General features: G+C 60.8%; 10 protein-coding genes and 8 pseudogenes. 5 read left to right on the top strand and 13 right to left on the bottom strand.

Going from position 1 to position 16,964, the window contains the following annotated elements; translation table 11 throughout:
* Positions 1 to 10: 10 nt before the first annotated feature.
* The 7 genes and pseudogenes from EIO60_RS12945 to EIO60_RS12975 all read right to left on the bottom strand — a co-directional run bounded on the left by EIO60_RS12945 (position 11) and on the right by EIO60_RS12975 (position 4,590).
* Positions 11 to 997 (bottom strand): annotated as a pseudogene (locus EIO60_RS12945) (ABC transporter ATP-binding protein).
* Complete coding sequence (locus tag EIO60_RS12950) at positions 994 to 1,620, bottom strand: ABC transporter permease (RefSeq protein WP_258577028.1); 627 nt, start codon at positions 1,618 to 1,620, stop codon at positions 994 to 996. Before EIO60_RS12950 ends, EIO60_RS12945 begins: the two are co-directional and overlap by 4 nt.
* 9 nt (positions 1,621 to 1,629) lie before the next feature.
* Positions 1,630 to 1,830 carry a hypothetical protein gene (locus EIO60_RS12955; RefSeq protein WP_258577029.1) on the bottom strand — a complete coding sequence of 67 codons (201 nt, stop codon included), beginning with the start codon at positions 1,828 to 1,830 and terminating at the stop codon, positions 1,630 to 1,632.
* A gap of 156 nt (positions 1,831 to 1,986) precedes the next feature.
* Positions 1,987 to 2,112 (bottom strand): hypothetical protein, encoded by a 126-nt coding sequence (locus tag EIO60_RS12960; protein WP_258577030.1) that lies wholly within the window; start codon positions 2,110 to 2,112, stop codon positions 1,987 to 1,989.
* A gap of 54 nt (positions 2,113 to 2,166) precedes the next feature.
* Positions 2,167 to 2,968 (bottom strand): annotated as a pseudogene (locus EIO60_RS12965) (extracellular solute-binding protein).
* A 33-nt stretch (positions 2,969 to 3,001) separates the two neighbouring features.
* Positions 3,002 to 3,906, bottom strand: a pseudogene (locus tag EIO60_RS12970) (substrate-binding domain-containing protein); the annotation flags it as partial.
* Positions 3,907 to 3,978: 72 nt separating this feature from the next.
* Positions 3,979 to 4,590, bottom strand: a pseudogene (locus EIO60_RS12975) (DsrE family protein).
* A gap of 695 nt (positions 4,591 to 5,285) precedes the next feature.
* Between EIO60_RS12975 and bepA the strand changes: the two are divergent.
* Together bepA and arsC are read left to right on the top strand one after the other, a co-directional pair.
* Complete coding sequence (gene bepA, locus EIO60_RS12980; protein ID WP_258577031.1) at positions 5,286 to 6,749, top strand: beta-barrel assembly-enhancing protease; 1,464 nt, start codon at positions 5,286 to 5,288, stop codon at positions 6,747 to 6,749.
* A 6-nt stretch (positions 6,750 to 6,755) separates the two neighbouring features.
* Positions 6,756 to 7,097, top strand: coding sequence for an arsenate reductase (glutaredoxin) (gene arsC, locus EIO60_RS12985; RefSeq protein WP_258577032.1), 342 nt, complete (start codon positions 6,756 to 6,758; stop codon positions 7,095 to 7,097).
* On the opposite strand, the gene hda is transcribed toward arsC, so the two are convergent.
* The 3 genes and pseudogenes from hda to upp all read right to left on the bottom strand — a co-directional run bounded on the left by hda (position 7,094) and on the right by upp (position 9,842).
* Positions 7,094 to 7,795, bottom strand: a complete 702-nt coding sequence (gene hda / locus EIO60_RS12990) for a DnaA inactivator Hda (RefSeq protein ID WP_258577096.1) — start codon at positions 7,793 to 7,795, stop codon at positions 7,094 to 7,096. The two genes, arsC and hda, sit on opposite strands and share 4 nt — an antisense overlap.
* A gap of 91 nt (positions 7,796 to 7,886) precedes the next feature.
* Positions 7,887 to 9,109, bottom strand: a pseudogene (gene uraA / locus EIO60_RS12995) (uracil permease).
* A gap of 106 nt (positions 9,110 to 9,215) precedes the next feature.
* Positions 9,216 to 9,842, bottom strand: coding sequence for a uracil phosphoribosyltransferase (gene upp, locus EIO60_RS13000; RefSeq protein WP_258577033.1), 627 nt, complete (start codon positions 9,840 to 9,842; stop codon positions 9,216 to 9,218).
* Positions 9,843 to 10,079: 237 nt separating this feature from the next.
* Here upp and purM point away from each other — a divergent pair, with 237 nt between their 5' ends.
* Positions 10,080 to 11,120 (top strand): phosphoribosylformylglycinamidine cyclo-ligase, encoded by a 1,041-nt coding sequence (purM, locus tag EIO60_RS13005; protein WP_258577034.1) that lies wholly within the window; start codon positions 10,080 to 10,082, stop codon positions 11,118 to 11,120.
* Entirely contained in the window at positions 11,117 to 11,755 is a 639-nt protein-coding gene (purN, locus tag EIO60_RS13010) for a phosphoribosylglycinamide formyltransferase (protein ID WP_258577035.1), read from the top strand. Before purM ends, purN begins: the two co-directional genes overlap by 4 nt.
* A gap of 146 nt (positions 11,756 to 11,901) precedes the next feature.
* On the opposite strand, the pseudogene EIO60_RS13015 reads toward purN, so the two are convergent.
* The 3 pseudogenes from EIO60_RS13015 to EIO60_RS13025 all read right to left on the bottom strand — a co-directional run bounded on the left by EIO60_RS13015 (position 11,902) and on the right by EIO60_RS13025 (position 14,748).
* A pseudogene (locus EIO60_RS13015) lies at positions 11,902 to 12,633 on the bottom strand (phosphate ABC transporter ATP-binding protein).
* A gap of 12 nt (positions 12,634 to 12,645) precedes the next feature.
* A pseudogene (locus EIO60_RS16895) lies at positions 12,646 to 12,987 on the bottom strand (ABC transporter permease family protein); the annotation flags it as partial.
* A 239-nt stretch (positions 12,988 to 13,226) separates the two neighbouring features.
* Positions 13,227 to 14,748, bottom strand: a pseudogene (locus EIO60_RS13025) (ABC transporter permease family protein).
* 152 nt (positions 14,749 to 14,900) lie between these two features.
* Between EIO60_RS13025 and ppk1 the strand changes: the two are divergent.
* Complete coding sequence (gene ppk1, locus EIO60_RS13030) at positions 14,901 to 16,961, top strand: polyphosphate kinase 1 (RefSeq protein ID WP_258577037.1); 2,061 nt, start codon at positions 14,901 to 14,903, stop codon at positions 16,959 to 16,961.
* The last annotated feature ends 3 nt before the right edge of the window (positions 16,962 to 16,964 follow it).

The raw sequence follows: 16,964 nt of genomic DNA on the forward strand, positions 1-16,964 counted from the left end.
ACTGCTCTCCTTAATAACCGTTAAATTCCAGCGCGGCGCGCGGCGCCAGCGTCCAGATGACACACTGCCCGGCCTGCCACATTTCGCGCGCGTGGCGCTCGACCTGAATCGGCGCGGCCAGCCCGATATCGATCAGCAGCCGCTGCGCTGCGCCGAGAAAGGTGCTGCCGACGATGTAGCCGTGCCGTGCGTAGCGCTCGTCCTCTGCCAGCAGGATATCTTCCGGGCGGCAGAACTGGCGCGGCCGGCCCTGCGCGTCGGTCTCGACGCAGTTGATGGCGCCGACGAAATCGGCGACGAAGCGCGTTGCCGGACGCTGATAGATCGCCTGCGGCGTATCGATCTGCGCGATGCCCCCCCTGCTCCATAACGGCGATGCGATCGCCAAGCGCCATCGCCTCCTGTTGATCGTGAGTGACATAGACCGCAGTGATGGCGAGCTTTTTCAGCAGCCTGCCAATCTCCAGCCGCAGGCGCTCACGCAGTTTGGCGTCCAGCGCCGCCAGCGGCTCGTCGAACAGCAGCACTTTCGGCCGTGCGGCCAGCGCGCGCGCCAGCGCCACGCGCTGCTTCTGGCCGCCGGAAAGCTTGTCGATGCTGCGGTTCGCCAGCGGGCCGAGATCCACCAGCGCCAGCATCTCGCTGACGCGCGCTTCGTGCTTGGCGTGCCCTACCGCTTGCACCTTCAGGCCGTAGGCCACGTTCTGCGCCACGTTGAGGTTGGGAAACAGCGCGTAGTTCTGATACACTATGCCGACGTTGCGCTTCTCAATCGGCAGCGCAGTGACGTCGCGGTCGTCGAACCAGACTTCGCTTCCCGCATCGCTGCTCTCCAGCCCGCTGATAATGCGCAGCGTGGTGGTTTTGCCGCAGCCCGACGGGCCAAACAACACCAGCGGCCTGCGTGCACGGTCAGGTTGAGCGGATGCAGAGCGGTATGTTGATGAAAGCGGCGCGAACAGTTGCGCAGCGTGACGGCGACGGCGGCGTGATTCATGCCAGCTCCTTAACAGCGTTTCGCGTCGCCTGGCGCGCCAGCCAGTGATTGCAGGCGTTGAGCAACAGCGGTAAAATCATAGCGATAAAGATCAGCGTGTAGGCCGATCCAACTTCCAGTCGCATCGAGGCGTAGCTGTCCGCTAGCCCTACCGGCAGGGTTTTGGTCAGCGGCGTATACAGCATCCAGGTAATGTTGAACTCCTCCACCGACAGGGTGAGCACCATAAAGGCGCCCGCCAGCACCGGTCGGATCATAAAGAGCAGCGTAAAGAGCACGTGCCCGATGAGGATAAACAGCCAGCTGTCGCGCAGGCCATGAACGCCGCCGTAGAGCAGAATAATGCCCAACGCAGTGGCGAGACCCGGCAGCATCAGGCACTCTTCAATGCGTCTGGCTAAACGCGGCGGCGCCTTCAGCAGTCCCCATGCGGCGGGCACGCCGAGCGCCACCGTCAGCGCCGCCGCGGTGGCGAAATTTGCGTAGTTGGTGAATTCGCCGTAGATGGTCAGCGGTAGCACGCTCAGGTTGGTACCGAGGGTAAAGGCGGTGCCGAAGGCGCCCATGCTGGTGGCGAAACAGAGCGCTCCTCTGGAGAGCAGCGCCGGCTTCAGGCCCGGCACGATAACGTCCTAGGTGATGCGCCACTGGCTGGCGCCCAGCGAGCGGTCCAGCTTTTCACTGGCCGCCACCAGCGTGACGATGGCGCGCGGCAGCGAGAAGTAGAGGTAGCCGATAAACAGGCCGCTGAGGGAGTAGGCCAGCGTCCAGCGCTTGTGAAACAGGCTCATGCTCAGCTGCGCCAGCATCACCATCAGAAACCCCGCCACCACGCCGGGAAAGGCGAGAGGAAAAGGTCAGCAGCGTGCAGCGCCCGGCGAAGCGCTGCCGCGCAAGAAAGCAGCCGATCACCGCCGCAATCAGCAGCGTCATCAGGGTGACTGCCAGCGACAGCAGCACGGTATTGACAGGCTTTGCAGATACTGCGGCTAGCTGAGCACCGCCCAGTAGACGCTTTGCTGCGTGCTGCGGTCCGGCAGCATGCCGATTTGCAGCAGGCGCGCAAAGGGCAGCAGCCAAAAGGCGGCGAAAAACAGCAGCGCCGGCAGCAGCATCCAGGGCCAGCGTGCCTCTGGCTGGCGAGCGGCTGCGGGTGTCCGACAACGACATTAGTAGATCTCGCTCAGGTAACGGGCGGAAAAGGCTTTCTGCGCGTCAGCCATCTGCTGATAGTTCACGGTCTGGGCGCGGGCGTAGTCGCTGTCAGGCAGGAACTTCGCTTTCGCCTCGGCGGACATCGCCGACAGACGCACCGGGCGCAAATAGGCGTTCGCCCTGATCGCTAGCCCTTTGTCCGACAGCACGTAATCGATCACCTTTTTGCCATTGGCTTCGTGCGGCGCGTTCTTCACCAGGCTGATCACATAGGGCACCGTCACCGTGCCCTCCTGCGGGATAACAAAGGCGACGTTAGTTGAAGTCGTAGTCCAGCAGAATCGGGATCTCGCCGGAAATCAGGCGCGCGTAGGCGGTCTGCTTGGGTACGATCGGCTGATTGGCCTGCAGCTTTTTGAACCAGGTCAGCGCCGGGGTGAAGTCCTACATGCTGCTGCCTTTCGCCTGATTTACCGCTACCGCGGCGACGTAGCCGACAAAGGCGCTGGCCGGATCGAGGTAGCCCACTATGCCTTTATATTTCGGCTTCAGCAGATCGTCCCAGGCTTTCGGCACCGGCGCGCCGCCCAGCTCATCAACATTGACCGTAAAGCCCATGGTGCCGGAGTGCAGCGCTACCCATTTGCCGTCGGGATCCTTCATGCCCGCCGGGATATCGTCCCTGTGCGCCGGCTTATTATAGGCGGTGGTCACGCCGGTGCCGGCCGTCTGAATGCCGAAGCTCACGCCGTAATAGACCACGTCGGCGACCGAGCAGATGGCAGTTTCCGCCTCGTGGGCGAACGGGCTCGCCATGCCGCAGGCGGCCAGCAGCGCCGCACTGGCGAACGCGATGCTCTCGCCCAACCGCAGGTGATGCGCCAGCATGCGGAGACCGCCGCTGGATCGTTGTAAAAGCATATCGATGGCGCAGGCGCCGAGCAGATCCCCCGGCTGCACCACAGAGGCGAGTGACGGCGAAAGGTGCTCGCCGGTTTCGATGCCGTCGAAGCCCATTACCGAGAGCTGCGTCGGCACCTGAACCCCGGCGCGTGCGGCGGCACCCATCAGGCTGATGGCCAACAAATTGTTATTGCATATCACCGCCGTCAGCGGGCTGGCACGGCGCAGGCGCGGCGGCAGCAGATTGAAATCGGATCGCGTATGGCTCGGCATCTCAATCAGCGGCGCGGGCTTCAGCCCCGCCTGCTGCATGGCGTCGCAGTAGCCGAGAAAGCGCTGCTGCGCGCGATCGGACTGCAGCACCGGGCCGGCGACCATGCCGATATGGCGATGGCCGAGGGCGAGCAGATGGGCGGTGGCTTCGGCCATCGCGCGGCGGTTGTCGACGCAGACGCCCTGCCAGGCGGCGTCCTGCGGCACGTTGTGCGCCAGCACAAAGGGCATGTGCGCCGCCGCCAGCGTTGGCAGCACCGCACTGCGATCCGCGTCGGCGACCGTCAGCACCAGCCCAGCCAAGCGCTGGCGCAGCATATGCTCAACAATCGCCGCCTCGCACTCCGCCTAGTAGTCGCTGATGGCGGCCAGCAGGCCGAATCCCACCAGGCGCGCCTGCCGCTCCATCGCCTGCAGCTGCTAGGCAAAGACCGGGTTCAGCAGCGAAGGCAGCAGCACACCGAGGGTGGTGGAGCTTTGCGTGCGCAGCTGGCGCGCAATGTGGTTGGGTCGGAAGCCAAACTGCTCCGACGCGGCCAGCACGCGCTGCAGCGCGTGCTCGCCTTCAGCAGATAAGGCGACTCTGTGACAGAACAATCTCAGCAAGATGACGGAGAGATGACAGCAGCCGCCGCCGTCGGGGCGCGACGTTACAGCATCAGGAAGGCGTAGCCCGTGTTCTTCAGGGTGGCGACCGTGGTGCCGCTGGAGATAGTTTGGGTGACGCGCTGATCGATCCAGTCGCGCTGCAGGTTATGGAAGGCCACCGACTGGTCGCAGATCGAGACCTCAACGCCCGCCTTTTTCAGCTCGTCGATCAGCTTCAGGTTGGGATTATCGACGCCGTAGGCTTTATGGCACTGCGCGTTATTCAGCGCCGCCGGCACCGCATCGCTGTTGATCGACACCACAAACTACTGCAGCTGACTGGCGGGCATACCGGAGGCGACATAGAAATTGACCATGCGCGCCACGAGCTCCAGCCCCAGGTTGACGTCGGTCATCGCGCCGTCGCTGCGGGTGATCTGGAATACGATTTTGTTGCCCAGCCCCGCCACCGGCTTAAACGCGTCGTCCGACTCGTAGTGAATTTTTCCATAGCCTTCCAGCACGGGCGTGCTCCAGAAGCCTTCAGGATCGCTAGGCTTTGCCGCAAAATGGTTAACGACTTTTTGATAAAGCGCGCCACTCTGGACGACGCCCGCGCCAACCGCACCGCCGATAATGGCAATAAGCACACAGGATAGAGCTGAACGTGTTATTTTCCCTGGACAACAGCAGTTTACTGTCTTCTCCTCTGATTTGGGTGGCTTATCTATACCACAGCCCGGGCGCGGAAAACCGACGCGCCGACGCAGCACAGTGCGCAATTCATTGCACATAAAATTATTATCTGTGTTAATTAATAAAAGATATCGATAGCGGTGGGCAATGGCTTCAGCATTGAACTGGATCGGGATAAAAAGCGACCGGCCGGAGTGGATAACAGGTGACAGAAAAATAGCGGGCCAGCGATTATCAGACGAAAAAATCCGCCTGCCTTTTCACCATAAAAGTTACTGCTTTTCACGCTCGACGCTTTCCGGTTCAGACGCCTGGTTTTTAAGAGAAAGCCTGGAAAAATTTATGCCACATTCAGTTTTTTTGAGCAAACTTACATATCTTTAATCAATGCGCGGCGTGTCTCGACAAAGAAGCGGAGTCGATGACGCTGACGGCGCCGCGTTACGGGCGGCGCGTCCCGTGGCTTTTGCCGGCGTGGCAAAGGCGGTTGAAGGTCCGCGCCAGAGAGACGTTCAATTTTTTGCGGCAAAATCTGTGTGCGGCCGCGCTTTTAAGCCGCCGCTGACCGTTTCTTTCTCCGCAGGCTGTGGTTAAGATAGACGCGACGCCGCTTTTACTCTGAAAAACTAGACGCTACGCTTCCCGCCTCAGGGCTTTTCTAAAGGATCCTGGCATGCTGAACCGGTTAAAGAAAACGCTACTCGCCGCGCTGCTCCCTACGCTGATGCTGCTGCCGCACGCCTCCGCCTGGGCTGACGTCAGCGATTCGCTGCCCGATATGGGCACCACCGCAGGCTCAACACTCGCTATCGGGCAGGAGATGCAGATGGGGGATTTCTATGTGCGTCAGCTACGCGCCAGCGCGCCGCTGATCAACGATCCCCTGCTGAATCAGTATATTAACCATCTTGGCCAGCGGCTGGTCGCCCATGCTGATTCGGTGAAGACGTCCTTAAACTTCTTTCTGATCCAGAACGACGAGCTGAACGCCTTCGCCTTTTTCGGCGGCAACGTGGTGCTGTACGCCTCGCTGTTCCGCTTTACCGAAAACGAAAGCCAGCTGGCGTCGGTAATGGCGCACGAAATCTCCCACGTCACGCAGCGCCACCTAGAGCGCGCGATGAAGTATCAGAAGCGCAACGCGCCGCTCGTCTGGGTTGGTGCGCTGGGCTCGATTCTGCTAGCGATGGCCAGCCCGCAGGTGGGCATGGCGGCTCTGACCAGCACGCTGGCGGGCACGCAGCAGAGCATTATCAGCTTTACCCAGAACAACGAGCAGGAGGCGGATCGCATCGGCATTCAGGTGCTGCAGCGCGCCGGCTTCGACCCGCAGGCGATGCCCAATTTCCTGCAAAAGCTGGCTGACCAGAACAGCTTCTCCTCAAAACTGCCGGAAATCCTGCTGACGCACCCTCTGCCGGACAGCCGCCTGGCGGACGCGCGCAACCGCGCCAACCAGATGCGCCCGGTGGTGGTGCAGTCGTCGCAGGATTACTACATGGCGAAGGTACGCGCGCTCGGCATGTACGCCACCGGCCGCAATCAGCTCACCGATGAGCTGCTGGATAACTACGCGCGCGGCAACAGTCGCGAGCAGCAGGCGGCGCAGTACGGCAGAGCGGTTCAGTTTTTACAGGCGAAAAGCTTTGCCAACGCGAAAAAGCTGATTGAGCCGCTGCTGGCGAAGCAGCCCGACAATGTCTGGCTTCTCGAGATCATGACCGACATAGACATTGGCCTGAACCAGCCGCAGCAGGCGATCGCGCTGCTCAACGGTGCCGGTGCAGCGAAAAACAGTCCGGTGGTGCTGCTTAACCTAGCGAACGCCTACGTCAAGGCGAAGCAGCCCGCCAACGCCAGTCGCATCCTCAATCGCTATACTTGGTCGCATCCCGACGACGTCAACGGCTGGGATCTGCTGGCGCAGACCTCGGCGCAGCAGGGGCTGAATGATGAAGAGATGTTGGCGCGCGCTGAGACGCTGGCGCTGAACGGCCAGCTCGATCAGGCGATTACCGCACTCAGCAGCGCCAGCGCGCAGGTGCCGTTAGGCAGCCTGAAGCAGGCGCGCTACGACGCCCGCATCGACCAGCTGCGCCAGCTGCAGAACCGCTTTAAACAGTATCAGAAAGGATAAACGCGCATGGTGACCCTCTATCACAACCCGCGCTGCAGCAAGAGCCGCGAAACCCTGGCGCTGCTGCAGGCGCACGGCATCGCGCCAGAGGTCGTCCACTATCTGGCGACGCCGCCGGATCGCGACACGCTGCAAATCCTGCTGCGCAAGCTCGGCATGCGCAGCGCGCGTCAGCTGATGCGTACCAAAGAGGATCTTTATCATGCCCTCCAGCTGGAGAGCGCCAGCGAAAGCGCGCTGCTTGACACACTGGTCGCGCATCCGAAACTGCTGGAGCGTCCGATTGTGATCAACGGCGATCGGGCGCGTCTCGGGCGGCCGCCGGAAGCGGTTTTGGCGATCCTTTAAAGGCCGAGCGTCTCTTTCACGAAGGGAATAGTGAGTTTGCGCTGCGCGCTGATTGAGGCGCGGTCGAGACGATCCAGCGTCTCGAACAGCGTGCGCATTTCGCGATCGAGGCGCTTCAGCAGGAAGCGCCCGACATCCTCCGGCAGCTCGAAGCCGCGCATGCCGGCGCGCAGCTGCAGTGCCTGCAGCTTATCCTCGTCGCTCAGCGGCTGCAGCCGGTAGATCTGACCCCAATCGAGCCGCGACGCCAGATCGGGCAGATTGAGGTTAAGCTGGCGCGGCGGCCGATCGCCGGTGATCAGCAGCCGGGTCTTGTCGGTTTCCAGAATGCGGTTGTAGAGATCGAAGAGCGCCATCTCCCACGCCTCTTCGCCGGCGATGCATTCGATATTATCGATGCAGACCAGCGCCAGCTGCTCCATGCCGTCTAGCACGTCCGGCACGAACCAGGTACGCTTATCCAGCGGCACGTAGCCCACCGCTTCGCCGCGCGCCGACATTTCCGCGCAGGCCGCATGCAGCAGATGGCTGCGGCCGCCGCCTTCGCGCGACCAGAAATACAGATAGCTGCCGTGTTGCTGACTGAGAGCACCTTTCAGCGCGGCAATAAGCGACGGGTTTTCCCCCGGCCAGAAACTGGCGAAGGTTTCGTCATCCGGTAAGTAGAGTGGCAGTGAAAGTTGTGCCGGCGTGTTCAGAAGCACCTCAAAGGGAACAGGCAAAAAACGGGGCAAGTCTACCACAGTTTTCGTCCTGAGAGGATAACGGGCGTCCCTGCCCGCAGAAGCCTTAGTGGCTGCGCTTCTCGCCGGCGTCCAGCACCACTTCTTCCGGCCACAGCAGCGTGATGGCGCGGAAGCTCAGCGCCAGCAGCCCCCCGACGATGGTCGCCAGCGCCATGCCCTTCAGCTCGGCGGCGCCGATATTCACCTTCGCGCCGCTGACGCCGATGATCAGGATCACCGAAGTCAGGATCAGGTTTTGCGCCTTGCTGTAATCGACTTTGGATTCGATCAGCACGCGGATGCCCGACGCGCTGATAACGCCGTACAGCAGCAGCGAGACACCACCCATCACCGGCACCGGAATCGCCTGAATCGCCGCCGCCAGCTTGCCGACGCACGACAGCAGGATAGCGATGATCGCCGCGCCGCCGATGACCCAGGTACTGTAGACGCGGATAATCGCCATCACGCCGATGTTTTCGCCATATGTGGTGTTAGGCGTCGAGCCGAAGAAGCCGGAGATCACGGTAGAGAGGCCGTTGGCGAACATAGAGTGGTGCAGGCCGGGATCGCGGTTCAGATCTTTTTTTCACGATACTGGCGGTCACTACCAGATGGCCGATGTGCTCGGCGATCAACACCAGCGCGGCGCGCAGAATGGTCAGCATCGCCGCCCATTCGAAGCGCGGCGTATAGAAAGTTGGCAGCGCGAACCAGGGCGCGTTGTAGACCCGGCGTACAGTCCACGATGCCCATCGCGAAAGAGAGCGCGTAGCCCACCACCACGCCGACCAGGATCGGGATAATGGCGAGGAAGCCGCGGAACAGCACCGAGCCGAACACCGTCATGCCCAGCGTCACCAGCGAAATCAGCACGGTGGTACCGTCGGCTCTGCTGCCTTCAGCGGGCAGCAGACCCGCCATATTGGCCACCACGCCCGCTAGCTCTAGGCCGATCACCGCCACGATGGCGCCCATCGCCGCCGGTGGAAACATCACGTCGATCCAGCCGGTGCCCGCCTTTTTCAAAATCAGCGCCACGATGCAGAACAGCAGACCGTAGAGGATAAAACCGCCCAGCGGCAGCAGCAGCACCGGCAAGATAAAGGCGAAGCTGGAGCCGAGGTAGGCCGGGATTTTGCCCTTGCAGATAAAGAGATAAAGCAGCGTGCCGGCGATGTTGAACAGCAGCACCGTTCCCGGGTTGATATGGAACAGGATCGGCACCAGCACCGTCGCGCCGAACATGGCGAACAGGTGTTGCAGGCTGAGCGGTATGGTTTGCAGTAGCGGCGGTCGTTAGCTGACGCCAATGGCGCGACGAGTTATCATTTATCCCATTGAATATTATGTTTTTTGCAAAAAAAGCCGACCCTCTGGTCGGCTGATGCGGTTATTTAGTTCCGAAAATCTTGTCTCCGGCGTCGCCGAGCCCCGGAATGATATACCCTTTTTCGTTCAGTCCCTGATCGACGGACGCGGTGTAAAGCTCTACGTCCGAGTGCGCCTTTTCCAGTGCCGCGATCCCTTCCGGCGCAGCCACCAGCACCAGCACCTTAATGCTGCTGCAGCCCGCTTTTTTCAGCAGGTCGATAGTGGCGATCATCGAGCCGCCCGTGGCCAGCATCGGATCCACCACCAGCGCCAGGCGCTCTTCGATATTCGACACCAGCTTCTGGAAGTACGGCACCGGCTCCAGCGTCTCTTCGTCGCGGTAGACACCCACGACGCTGATGCGCGCGCTCGGCACGTGCTCCAGCACGCCTTCCATCATCCCCAGACCGGCGCGCAGAATTGGTACGACGGTGATTTTTTTACCTTTGATTTGATCGATTTCCACCCGGCCGTTCCAGCCCTCGATGGTTACGCGTTCGGTTTCCATATCGGCCGTGGCTTCGTAGGTCAGCAGGCTGCCCACTTCCGACGCCAGCTCGCGGAAACGCTTCGTGCTGATATCATGCTCACGCATCAGGCCCAGTTTATGTTTGACCAGTGGGTGTTTGACTTCCACGATCTTCATTGGTGTTCTCCCGGAATGAGTTGAGCTAAAAAAAACGCGAGATTATACCGCCTTATCGCCAGCGCGCCATATGTCGTTGCGCAAAGGGGGAAAGTTTCAGGCTGCAGATTAAGGATTGATGAAAATCCTGCGGCGCGCAATTTCACCCGCCGATGGGACTCGCAAACGTTTGCCTGCGCTGTTAGAATTGCCGCGCTTTTTGTTAACCACCAACCGCAATCGCGTGGGGATTCCGCAGTGACCGACAAGACCTCTCTCAGCTACAAAGACGCCGGCGTTGATATTGATGCCGGTAATGCTCTGGTTGACCGTATCAAAGGCTTAGTGAAAAAGACCCGCCGCCCGGAAGTGATGGGTGGACTGGGCGGTTTCGGCGCCCTTTGCGCGCTGCCGCAAAATTACCGCGAGCCAGTGCTGGTCTCAGGCACCGACGGCGTCGGCACCAAGCTGCGTCTGGCGATGGACCTGAAGCGTCATGACGCTATCGGCATCGATCTGGTCGCCATGTGCGTGAATGACCTGGTGGTTCAGGGCGCGGAGCCGCTGTTCTTCCTTGACTACTACGCCACCGGCAAACTGGACGTCGACACCGCCTCCTCCGTGATTACCGGCATCGCCGAAGGCTGTCTGCAGTCGGGCTGCGCGCTGGTGGGCGGCGAAACCGCCGAAATGCCGGGCATGTACCACGGCGAAGATTACGACGTCGCGGGCTTCTGCGTCGGCGTGGTGGAGAAGTCGGAAATCATCAACGGTTCTAAAGTGCAGGATGGCGATGTGCTGATCGCGCTCGGCTCCAGCGGCCCGCACTCCAACGGCTATTCGCTGGTGCGCAAGATTCTGGAAGTGAGCCAGACCGATCCGCTGACCAAGCAGCTGGAGGGCAAGCCGCTGGCGGATCACCTGCTGGAACCGACGCGCATCTACGTGAAAAACATCCTCAGCCTGATCGAGCAGGTCGACGTGCACGCCATCGCGCACCTGACCGGCGGCGGCTTCCGGGAGAACATTCCGCGCGTGCTGCCGGACAATACCCAGGCGGTGATCGACGAGAAGAGCTGGGAATGGCCGGCCATCTTCACCTGGATACAGCAGGCGGGCAACGTCAGCGGCCACGAGATGTACTGCACCTTTAACTGCGGCGTGGGCGTGGTGATCGCGCTGAGCGCCGCCGACGCCGACAAGGCGGTGGAGCTGATGCGCGCCGCGGGCGAAAAGGCGTGGAAGATTGGCGAGATCAAGGCGTCTGACGCTGAAGAGCGCGTGGTCATTAACGCATGAAAAAGCTGGTTGTACTGATCTCCGGCAACGGAAGCAATCTTCAGTCCATCCTCGACGCCTGCGCAAGCGGGCGGATTAACGGCAGCGTCGCTGCCGTTTTCAGTAATAAAGCCACCGCTTTCGGCCTGACGCGCGCGCGCGAGGCAGAGGTGCCGGCGCACGCGCTGGCGGCCGGCGATTTTCCCGACCGCGAAGCCTTCGATCGTCAGCTGATCGCAGAGATCGACTCCTACGCGCCGGATCTGATGGTGCTGGCGGGCTATATGCGCATCCTCAGTAGCGATTTCGTTGCCCACTATCAGGATCGCCTGCTGAATATCCATCCCTCTCTACTGCCTAAATATCCCGGCCTGCACACCCATCGTCAGGCGCTGGCGAACGGCGACGCCGAACACGGCACCTCGGTGCACTTCGTCACTAACGAGCTGGACGGCGGCCCGGTCGTTCTGCAGGCGCGCGTGCCGGTGTTTCCCGGCGACGATGAAGCGACCATTGCCGCGCGCGTGCAGCATCAGGAGCACGCCATCTATCCGCTGGTAATTAGCTGGTTTGTCGAGGGGCGCTTAGCGATGCGCGATGGCAAGGCCTGGCTGGATAATCAGCCGCTGCCACCGCAGGGCTATGCGTACGACTAAGGAATGATCAAGGCATCTAAAGCATTCGCGCTTACGTGGTGGCATGGACAGAAGAGAAAAGCGTCCTGCGCAGGACGCTTTTCTCTTCTGTCCATGCCACCACGTTTTAACTTTGTTAGCTGCCTGTGAGAACAAGCATCTCAATCTCAGTCGTAGCGACCGGTAATATAATCCTCGGCGCGCCGGTTGCGCGATGCGGTGAACATGCGGTCGGTTTCATCAAACTCCACCACCGCGCCCTGATACATAAACGCCGTATAGTCCGAAACACGCGACGCCTAGTGCATATTGTGGTTGACCAGCACCAGCTTAAAGTGCTGCTTCAGCGTGGTCATCAGCTCCTCGATTACCAGCGTTGAGATGGGGTCGAGCACCAATAGTCGGCTCGTCCAGCAGCAGCACCTCCGGCCCGATGGTGATGGCGCGGGCGATCACCAGCCGCTGCTGCTGGCCGCTGGAGAGCGTCAGGGCGTTCTGCCCCAGCTGATCCTTCACCTTGCTCCACAGCGCCGCCGCTCGCACGCCTCGTTCAGCACGCGCCTGTCGCGCACGCCCTGCAGCCGTAGGCCATCACCACGTTTTCATAAATCGATTTGGGAAACGGGTTGGGCCGCTGGAACACCATGCCGATGCGGCGGCGCAGCGCCGACAGATCCTGCGACGGCTGCATAATGGCGTGGTGCCCAAGCAAAATCTCCCCTTCAATGCGGCAGCTGTCCACCACGTCGTTCATACGGTTAAAGCAGCGTCGATTTGCCGTAGCCGGACGGCCCTTACGGCGCGCCGGAATGCGCAACGAGATAATGCAGCGCCTGGCGCTCGCCGTACCAGAGCAAAAGGTTGTTTACAGTCAGTGCCGTGTCGGTATCGGGCGTCATAGTCTTCATCTTTTATTGTGTCATCAGGCGATAGCGTTCGCGCAGCCGGTGGCTCAGCGCCATAGCCAGCAAGTTGAGCGACAGGATAATCACCACCAGCAGCGCCGTGGCGTAAACCAGAGGGCGATCCGCCTCGACGTTTGGGCTTTGGAAGGCGAGATCGTAAATCTGGAAGCCAAGATGCATAAATTTGCGGTCGAGGTGCAGCCAAGGGAAGACTGCATCGACCGGCAGCTCCATGCGCCACAGTGTCTCCGCCTGAGTTGCGCCGAGCGCCAGCGAGCCCTGACGCAGCGAGTCGGGAATGCGCGACAGCCCCTCTTCGGTGGCGACGATCACCACCGGCAGCGTCAGCGTCAGCGCGCTATCGCCGGCGGGCGCGGGAAAGCGCGACTTGTGCTCCAGCGTCTCGCCCAGCAGCGCCGTGGTCTGGCCGTCCGGCTGCGTCAGGGTATAGAGATCGACGTGTTGCGGCCAGAAAGCGCGCATGCCCTGCCGCGCCAGCAGCGCAATCAGCAACGTAAAGGCGAGCAGCGCGACGGCGACCGCCCCCGCAGTCAGCCAGCGCCAGCGATCGTTTTGCCGCATCGCCTTCATAGCTGCCCCTCATGCTGGCTGTAGCGCTGGCGCAGCCGCTGCCGAAACAGCTCTGCCAGCGTATTGATAATCAGGGTGAAAACCAGCAGCAGCGCGCTGAGAAACAGAATACGGTAGTGGGCGCTGTGCCCGCCACCGCCTCCGGCATCTCCATAGCGATATTGGCAGAGCGCGCGCGCAGGCCGGAAAAAGGCCGTCCTGGCTCTGCGGCGTGTTGCCGGTCGCCATCAGCACAATCATGGTTTCGCCCACCGCGCGGCCGAAGCCGATCATCAGCGCGGCGAAAATGCCCGCCGAGGCGCCTAGCGGCACCAGCGCAAAGCCCATTGCCAGCCCCGCCACCAGCACCAGCGGCGTGGCGAACAGCAGCGACAGCGCCGCCGCCTTCAGCGTGCCCGTAACCATCGGCATCAGACTGAATTTCGGCTGATAGCTGTCCGCCGCGTTGCTGGACTGCCACACCCAGTCGGGCGCGGGGTAGTTTTCATACAAGATTTTTTGCCAGAAGCTGCACCAGCTGACATCGAGCCAGGATCGCTAATGTGCACCACCTGCCAGCTACCTGCTCTCTCCAGCAGCAGCGCTTTCCCAGCGAGCGAAAAGGCGAGGCTTTCGACGCCGGGCGTCAGCTGGCGCTGCACGATGGGACCGGACTGCTTGCTGGCGAACAGCTTCAGCGTGCCGTCGGGCGCCAGGGTGGCGAACACCCGACGCTGCGCCTCTGTCGCCACCAGGCCCGTCGGGCTGCTGCCGGCAAAAGTGCGGATTTCGTGCAGGCGCGGCCCGTGCTCGCCGGCGATAGCGAACCACTGCGTCACGTCGCGGCTGTCCTGATTCAGCAGGCTCTGACCGCCCGTCAGCAGGTGCAGGCTGCACGGCGGCTCGCCCTGCGGCTGCGTTTCGCGCAGCGTCGCGCCCTCGTCGCCGATCTGCCAGACGCGCAGCACGCTGCCTTCGCTGGCGTAGAGCAGATCGCCCTGCGGCGACAGCAGCAGATGATCGGCGCGCGCCTGCGGCAGCGCGATAACGCGCGGCGACTGCTGCGGTTGCAGCGTCAACAGGCTAACGCCGCCGGCGGTCACGGCGGCGATGCGCCATTTGTCCGGCGCGAGAGTCGACAGCGGCAGCGCGCCCTGCGCGTTAAGCAGCATCGTCTGCTGGTCAGCGCTGCTCACCACCTGCGGCGGCGCCGGGCGCAGCAGTAGCAGCGGCGGCTCGGCTGGCTGGCCGTTCAGCGGAATAAAGCGCGCCGCTCCGTCGCGGCCGATGCGCCAGCCCTGCTCGCCGAGATGGCCCACCGCCAGCGCCGGTCCACGATCCCACAGCTGCTACGCGGCCTGCGGCTGTACCGCTGGCGCGGCGAACAGCGGCAGTACCACCCAAATCAACCAAAATAAAGAGCAGCAGCATCAGCAGCAGTATCGAGATGCCGCATGACGTGACCAGCCGCCGCGTAAAACGGTCGATAGCGCGACGACGACGATTGCTGAAGTTAACGGGGATATGCTTTAGGCTCATGCAGCTCTGAACGGGATTGGTAGTAAGCCCGCTATGTTGCCCGTAGCTGGTTGATAAGACGACCATTGACGTTGGACAAGCTTGCCATACTCTCGCCATAATGATGACGGACACTGGTTCTTTAAGTCCTGCAAACGCGATATGGAGTCAGAATGGGTCAGGAAAAGCTGTATATAGAAAAAGAATTAAGCTGGTTATCCTTCAACGAGCGCGTGTTGCAAGAGGCGGCAGACAAAACTAACCCGCTGATTGAGCGTATGCGCTTTCTGGGGATCTATTCCAACAATCTTGATGAGTTTTATAAAGTTCGCTTCGCCGACCTCAAGCGTCGCATCCTGATTGGCGAAGAACAGGGCGTGCCCAACCTGCCGCGCCCCCTGCTCATAAAAATTCAGCAGCGCGTGATGAAGTCGGAACAGGAGTTCGACGGCCTCTATAACGAGCTGCTGCTGGAGCTGGCGCGCAATCAGATCTTTTTAATCAACGAACGCCAGCTGTCGCCCAATCAGCAAATCTGGCTGCGCCACTATTTCAAACACGAACTGCGCCAGCACATCACGCCGATTGTGATCAATCACGACACCGACCTGACGGAATTCCTGAAGGATGACTACACCTATCTGGCGGTAGAGATTATTCACGGCGACGATATTCGCTATGCGCTGCTGGAGATCCCCTCAGACAAGGTGCCGCGCTTCGTTAATCTGCCTGCCGAGTCGCTGCGTCGACGCAAACCGATGATCCTGCTGGACAATATCCTGCGATACTGCCTCGACGATATTTTCAAAGGCTTTTTCGACTACGACACGCTGAACGCCTACTCGATGAAGATGACGCGCGACGCGGAGTATGACCTAGTCACGGAAATGGAGTCGAGCCTGCTGGAGCTGATGTCTTCCAGCCTGAAGCAGCGTCTGACCGCCGAGCCGGTGCGCTTTGTTTATCAGCGCGATATGCCCGACGCCATGGTGGAGCTGCTGTGCAACAAGCTCACTATCTCCAACTACGACTCCATCGTGTCGGGCGGCCGCTACCATAACTTCAAAGACTTTATCGGCTTCCCGGACGTCGGCAAAAGCAATCTGGTCAACCGTTCGCTGCCGCCGATCCGCCATATCGGCTTTGACGGCTTCCGCAACGGCTTTGATGCCATTCGCGACCGCGACATTCTGCTCTACTACCCCTACCACACCTTTGAGCACGTGCTGGAGCTGCTGCACCAAGCGTCGTTCGACCCCAGCGTGCTGGCGATTAAAATCAACATCTACCGCGTGGCGAAAGACTCGCGCATTATGGATGCGATGATGCACGCCGCCTACAACGGCAAAAAGGTTACCGTGGTGGTGGAGCTACAGGCGCGCTTCGACGAAGAGGCCAATATCCTGTGGGCCAAGCGGCTGACCGAAGCGGGCGTGCACGTGATTTTCTCCGCGCCGGGCCTGAAGATCCACGCCAAGCTGTTTTTGATTTCGCGCCGCGAAGGCGACGAGGTGGTGCGCTACGCCCATATCGGCACCGGGAACTTCAACGAAAAAACCGCGCGCATCTATACCGACTATTCGCTGCTGACCGCCGACGCACGCATCACCAACGAAGTTCGCCGGGTATTCAACTTTATCGAAAACCCCTATCGTCCAGTGAGCTTTGAGCACCTGATGGTGTCGCCGCAGAACTCGCGTCAGATGCTTTATCAGCTGATCGATGCGGAAATCGCCAACGTGCAGCAGGGACAGCCCTCTGGCATTATGCTGAAAATTAACAACCTGGTGGACGATGGTCTGGTCGATCGCCTCTACGCCGCGTCGGGTGCCGGAGTGAAGGTCAACCTGCTGGTGCGCGGCATGTGTTCGCTGATCCCCGATCTGCCCGGCATCAGCGAAAATATTCGCGTGATCAGTATTGTTGACCGCTTTCTCGAGCACGATCGCGTCTATATTTTTGAAAACGGCGGCGACAAAAAGGTCTTTCTCTCCTCCGCTGACTGGATGACGCGCAACATCGATCATCGCATCGAGGTGGCGGTGTCGATCCTCGATCCGCGGGTGAAACAACGCATTCTGGATACTATCGCTATTCTGTTTAGTGATACGGTGAAGGCGCGTATCGTTGATAAAGAGTTGGGGAACCGCTATGTTCCGCGCGGCAATCGTCGTAAGGTCCGCTCTCAACTGGCGATTTATAATTACATCAAGAAACTGGAACAGCTTGAATAATCT

This window comes from Candidatus Pantoea persica (assembly GCF_013753875.1).
Taxonomy (GTDB): Bacteria; Pseudomonadota; Gammaproteobacteria; order Enterobacterales; family Enterobacteriaceae; genus Pantoea; species Pantoea persica.

What these genes read in the sequence shown, in the direction of transcription:
- EIO60_RS12960 (WP_258577030.1), bottom strand. Translation starts at nt 2,112, where the DNA reads ATGCTGCTGCCGGCGCTGCTGTTTTTCGCCGCCTTTTGGCTGCTGCCC.
- purN (WP_258577035.1), top strand. Translation starts at nt 11,117, where the DNA reads ATGAAAAAGCTGGTTGTACTGATCTCCGGCAACGGAAGCAATCTTCAG.
- arsC (WP_258577032.1), top strand. Translation starts at nt 6,756, where the DNA reads ATGGTGACCCTCTATCACAACCCGCGCTGCAGCAAGAGCCGCGAAACC.
- ppk1 (WP_258577037.1), top strand. Translation starts at nt 14,901, where the DNA reads ATGGGTCAGGAAAAGCTGTATATAGAAAAAGAATTAAGCTGGTTATCC.
- upp (WP_258577033.1), bottom strand. Translation starts at nt 9,842, where the DNA reads ATGAAGATCGTGGAAGTCAAACACCCACTGGTCAAACATAAACTGGGC.
- bepA (WP_258577031.1), top strand. Translation starts at nt 5,286, where the DNA reads ATGCTGAACCGGTTAAAGAAAACGCTACTCGCCGCGCTGCTCCCTACG.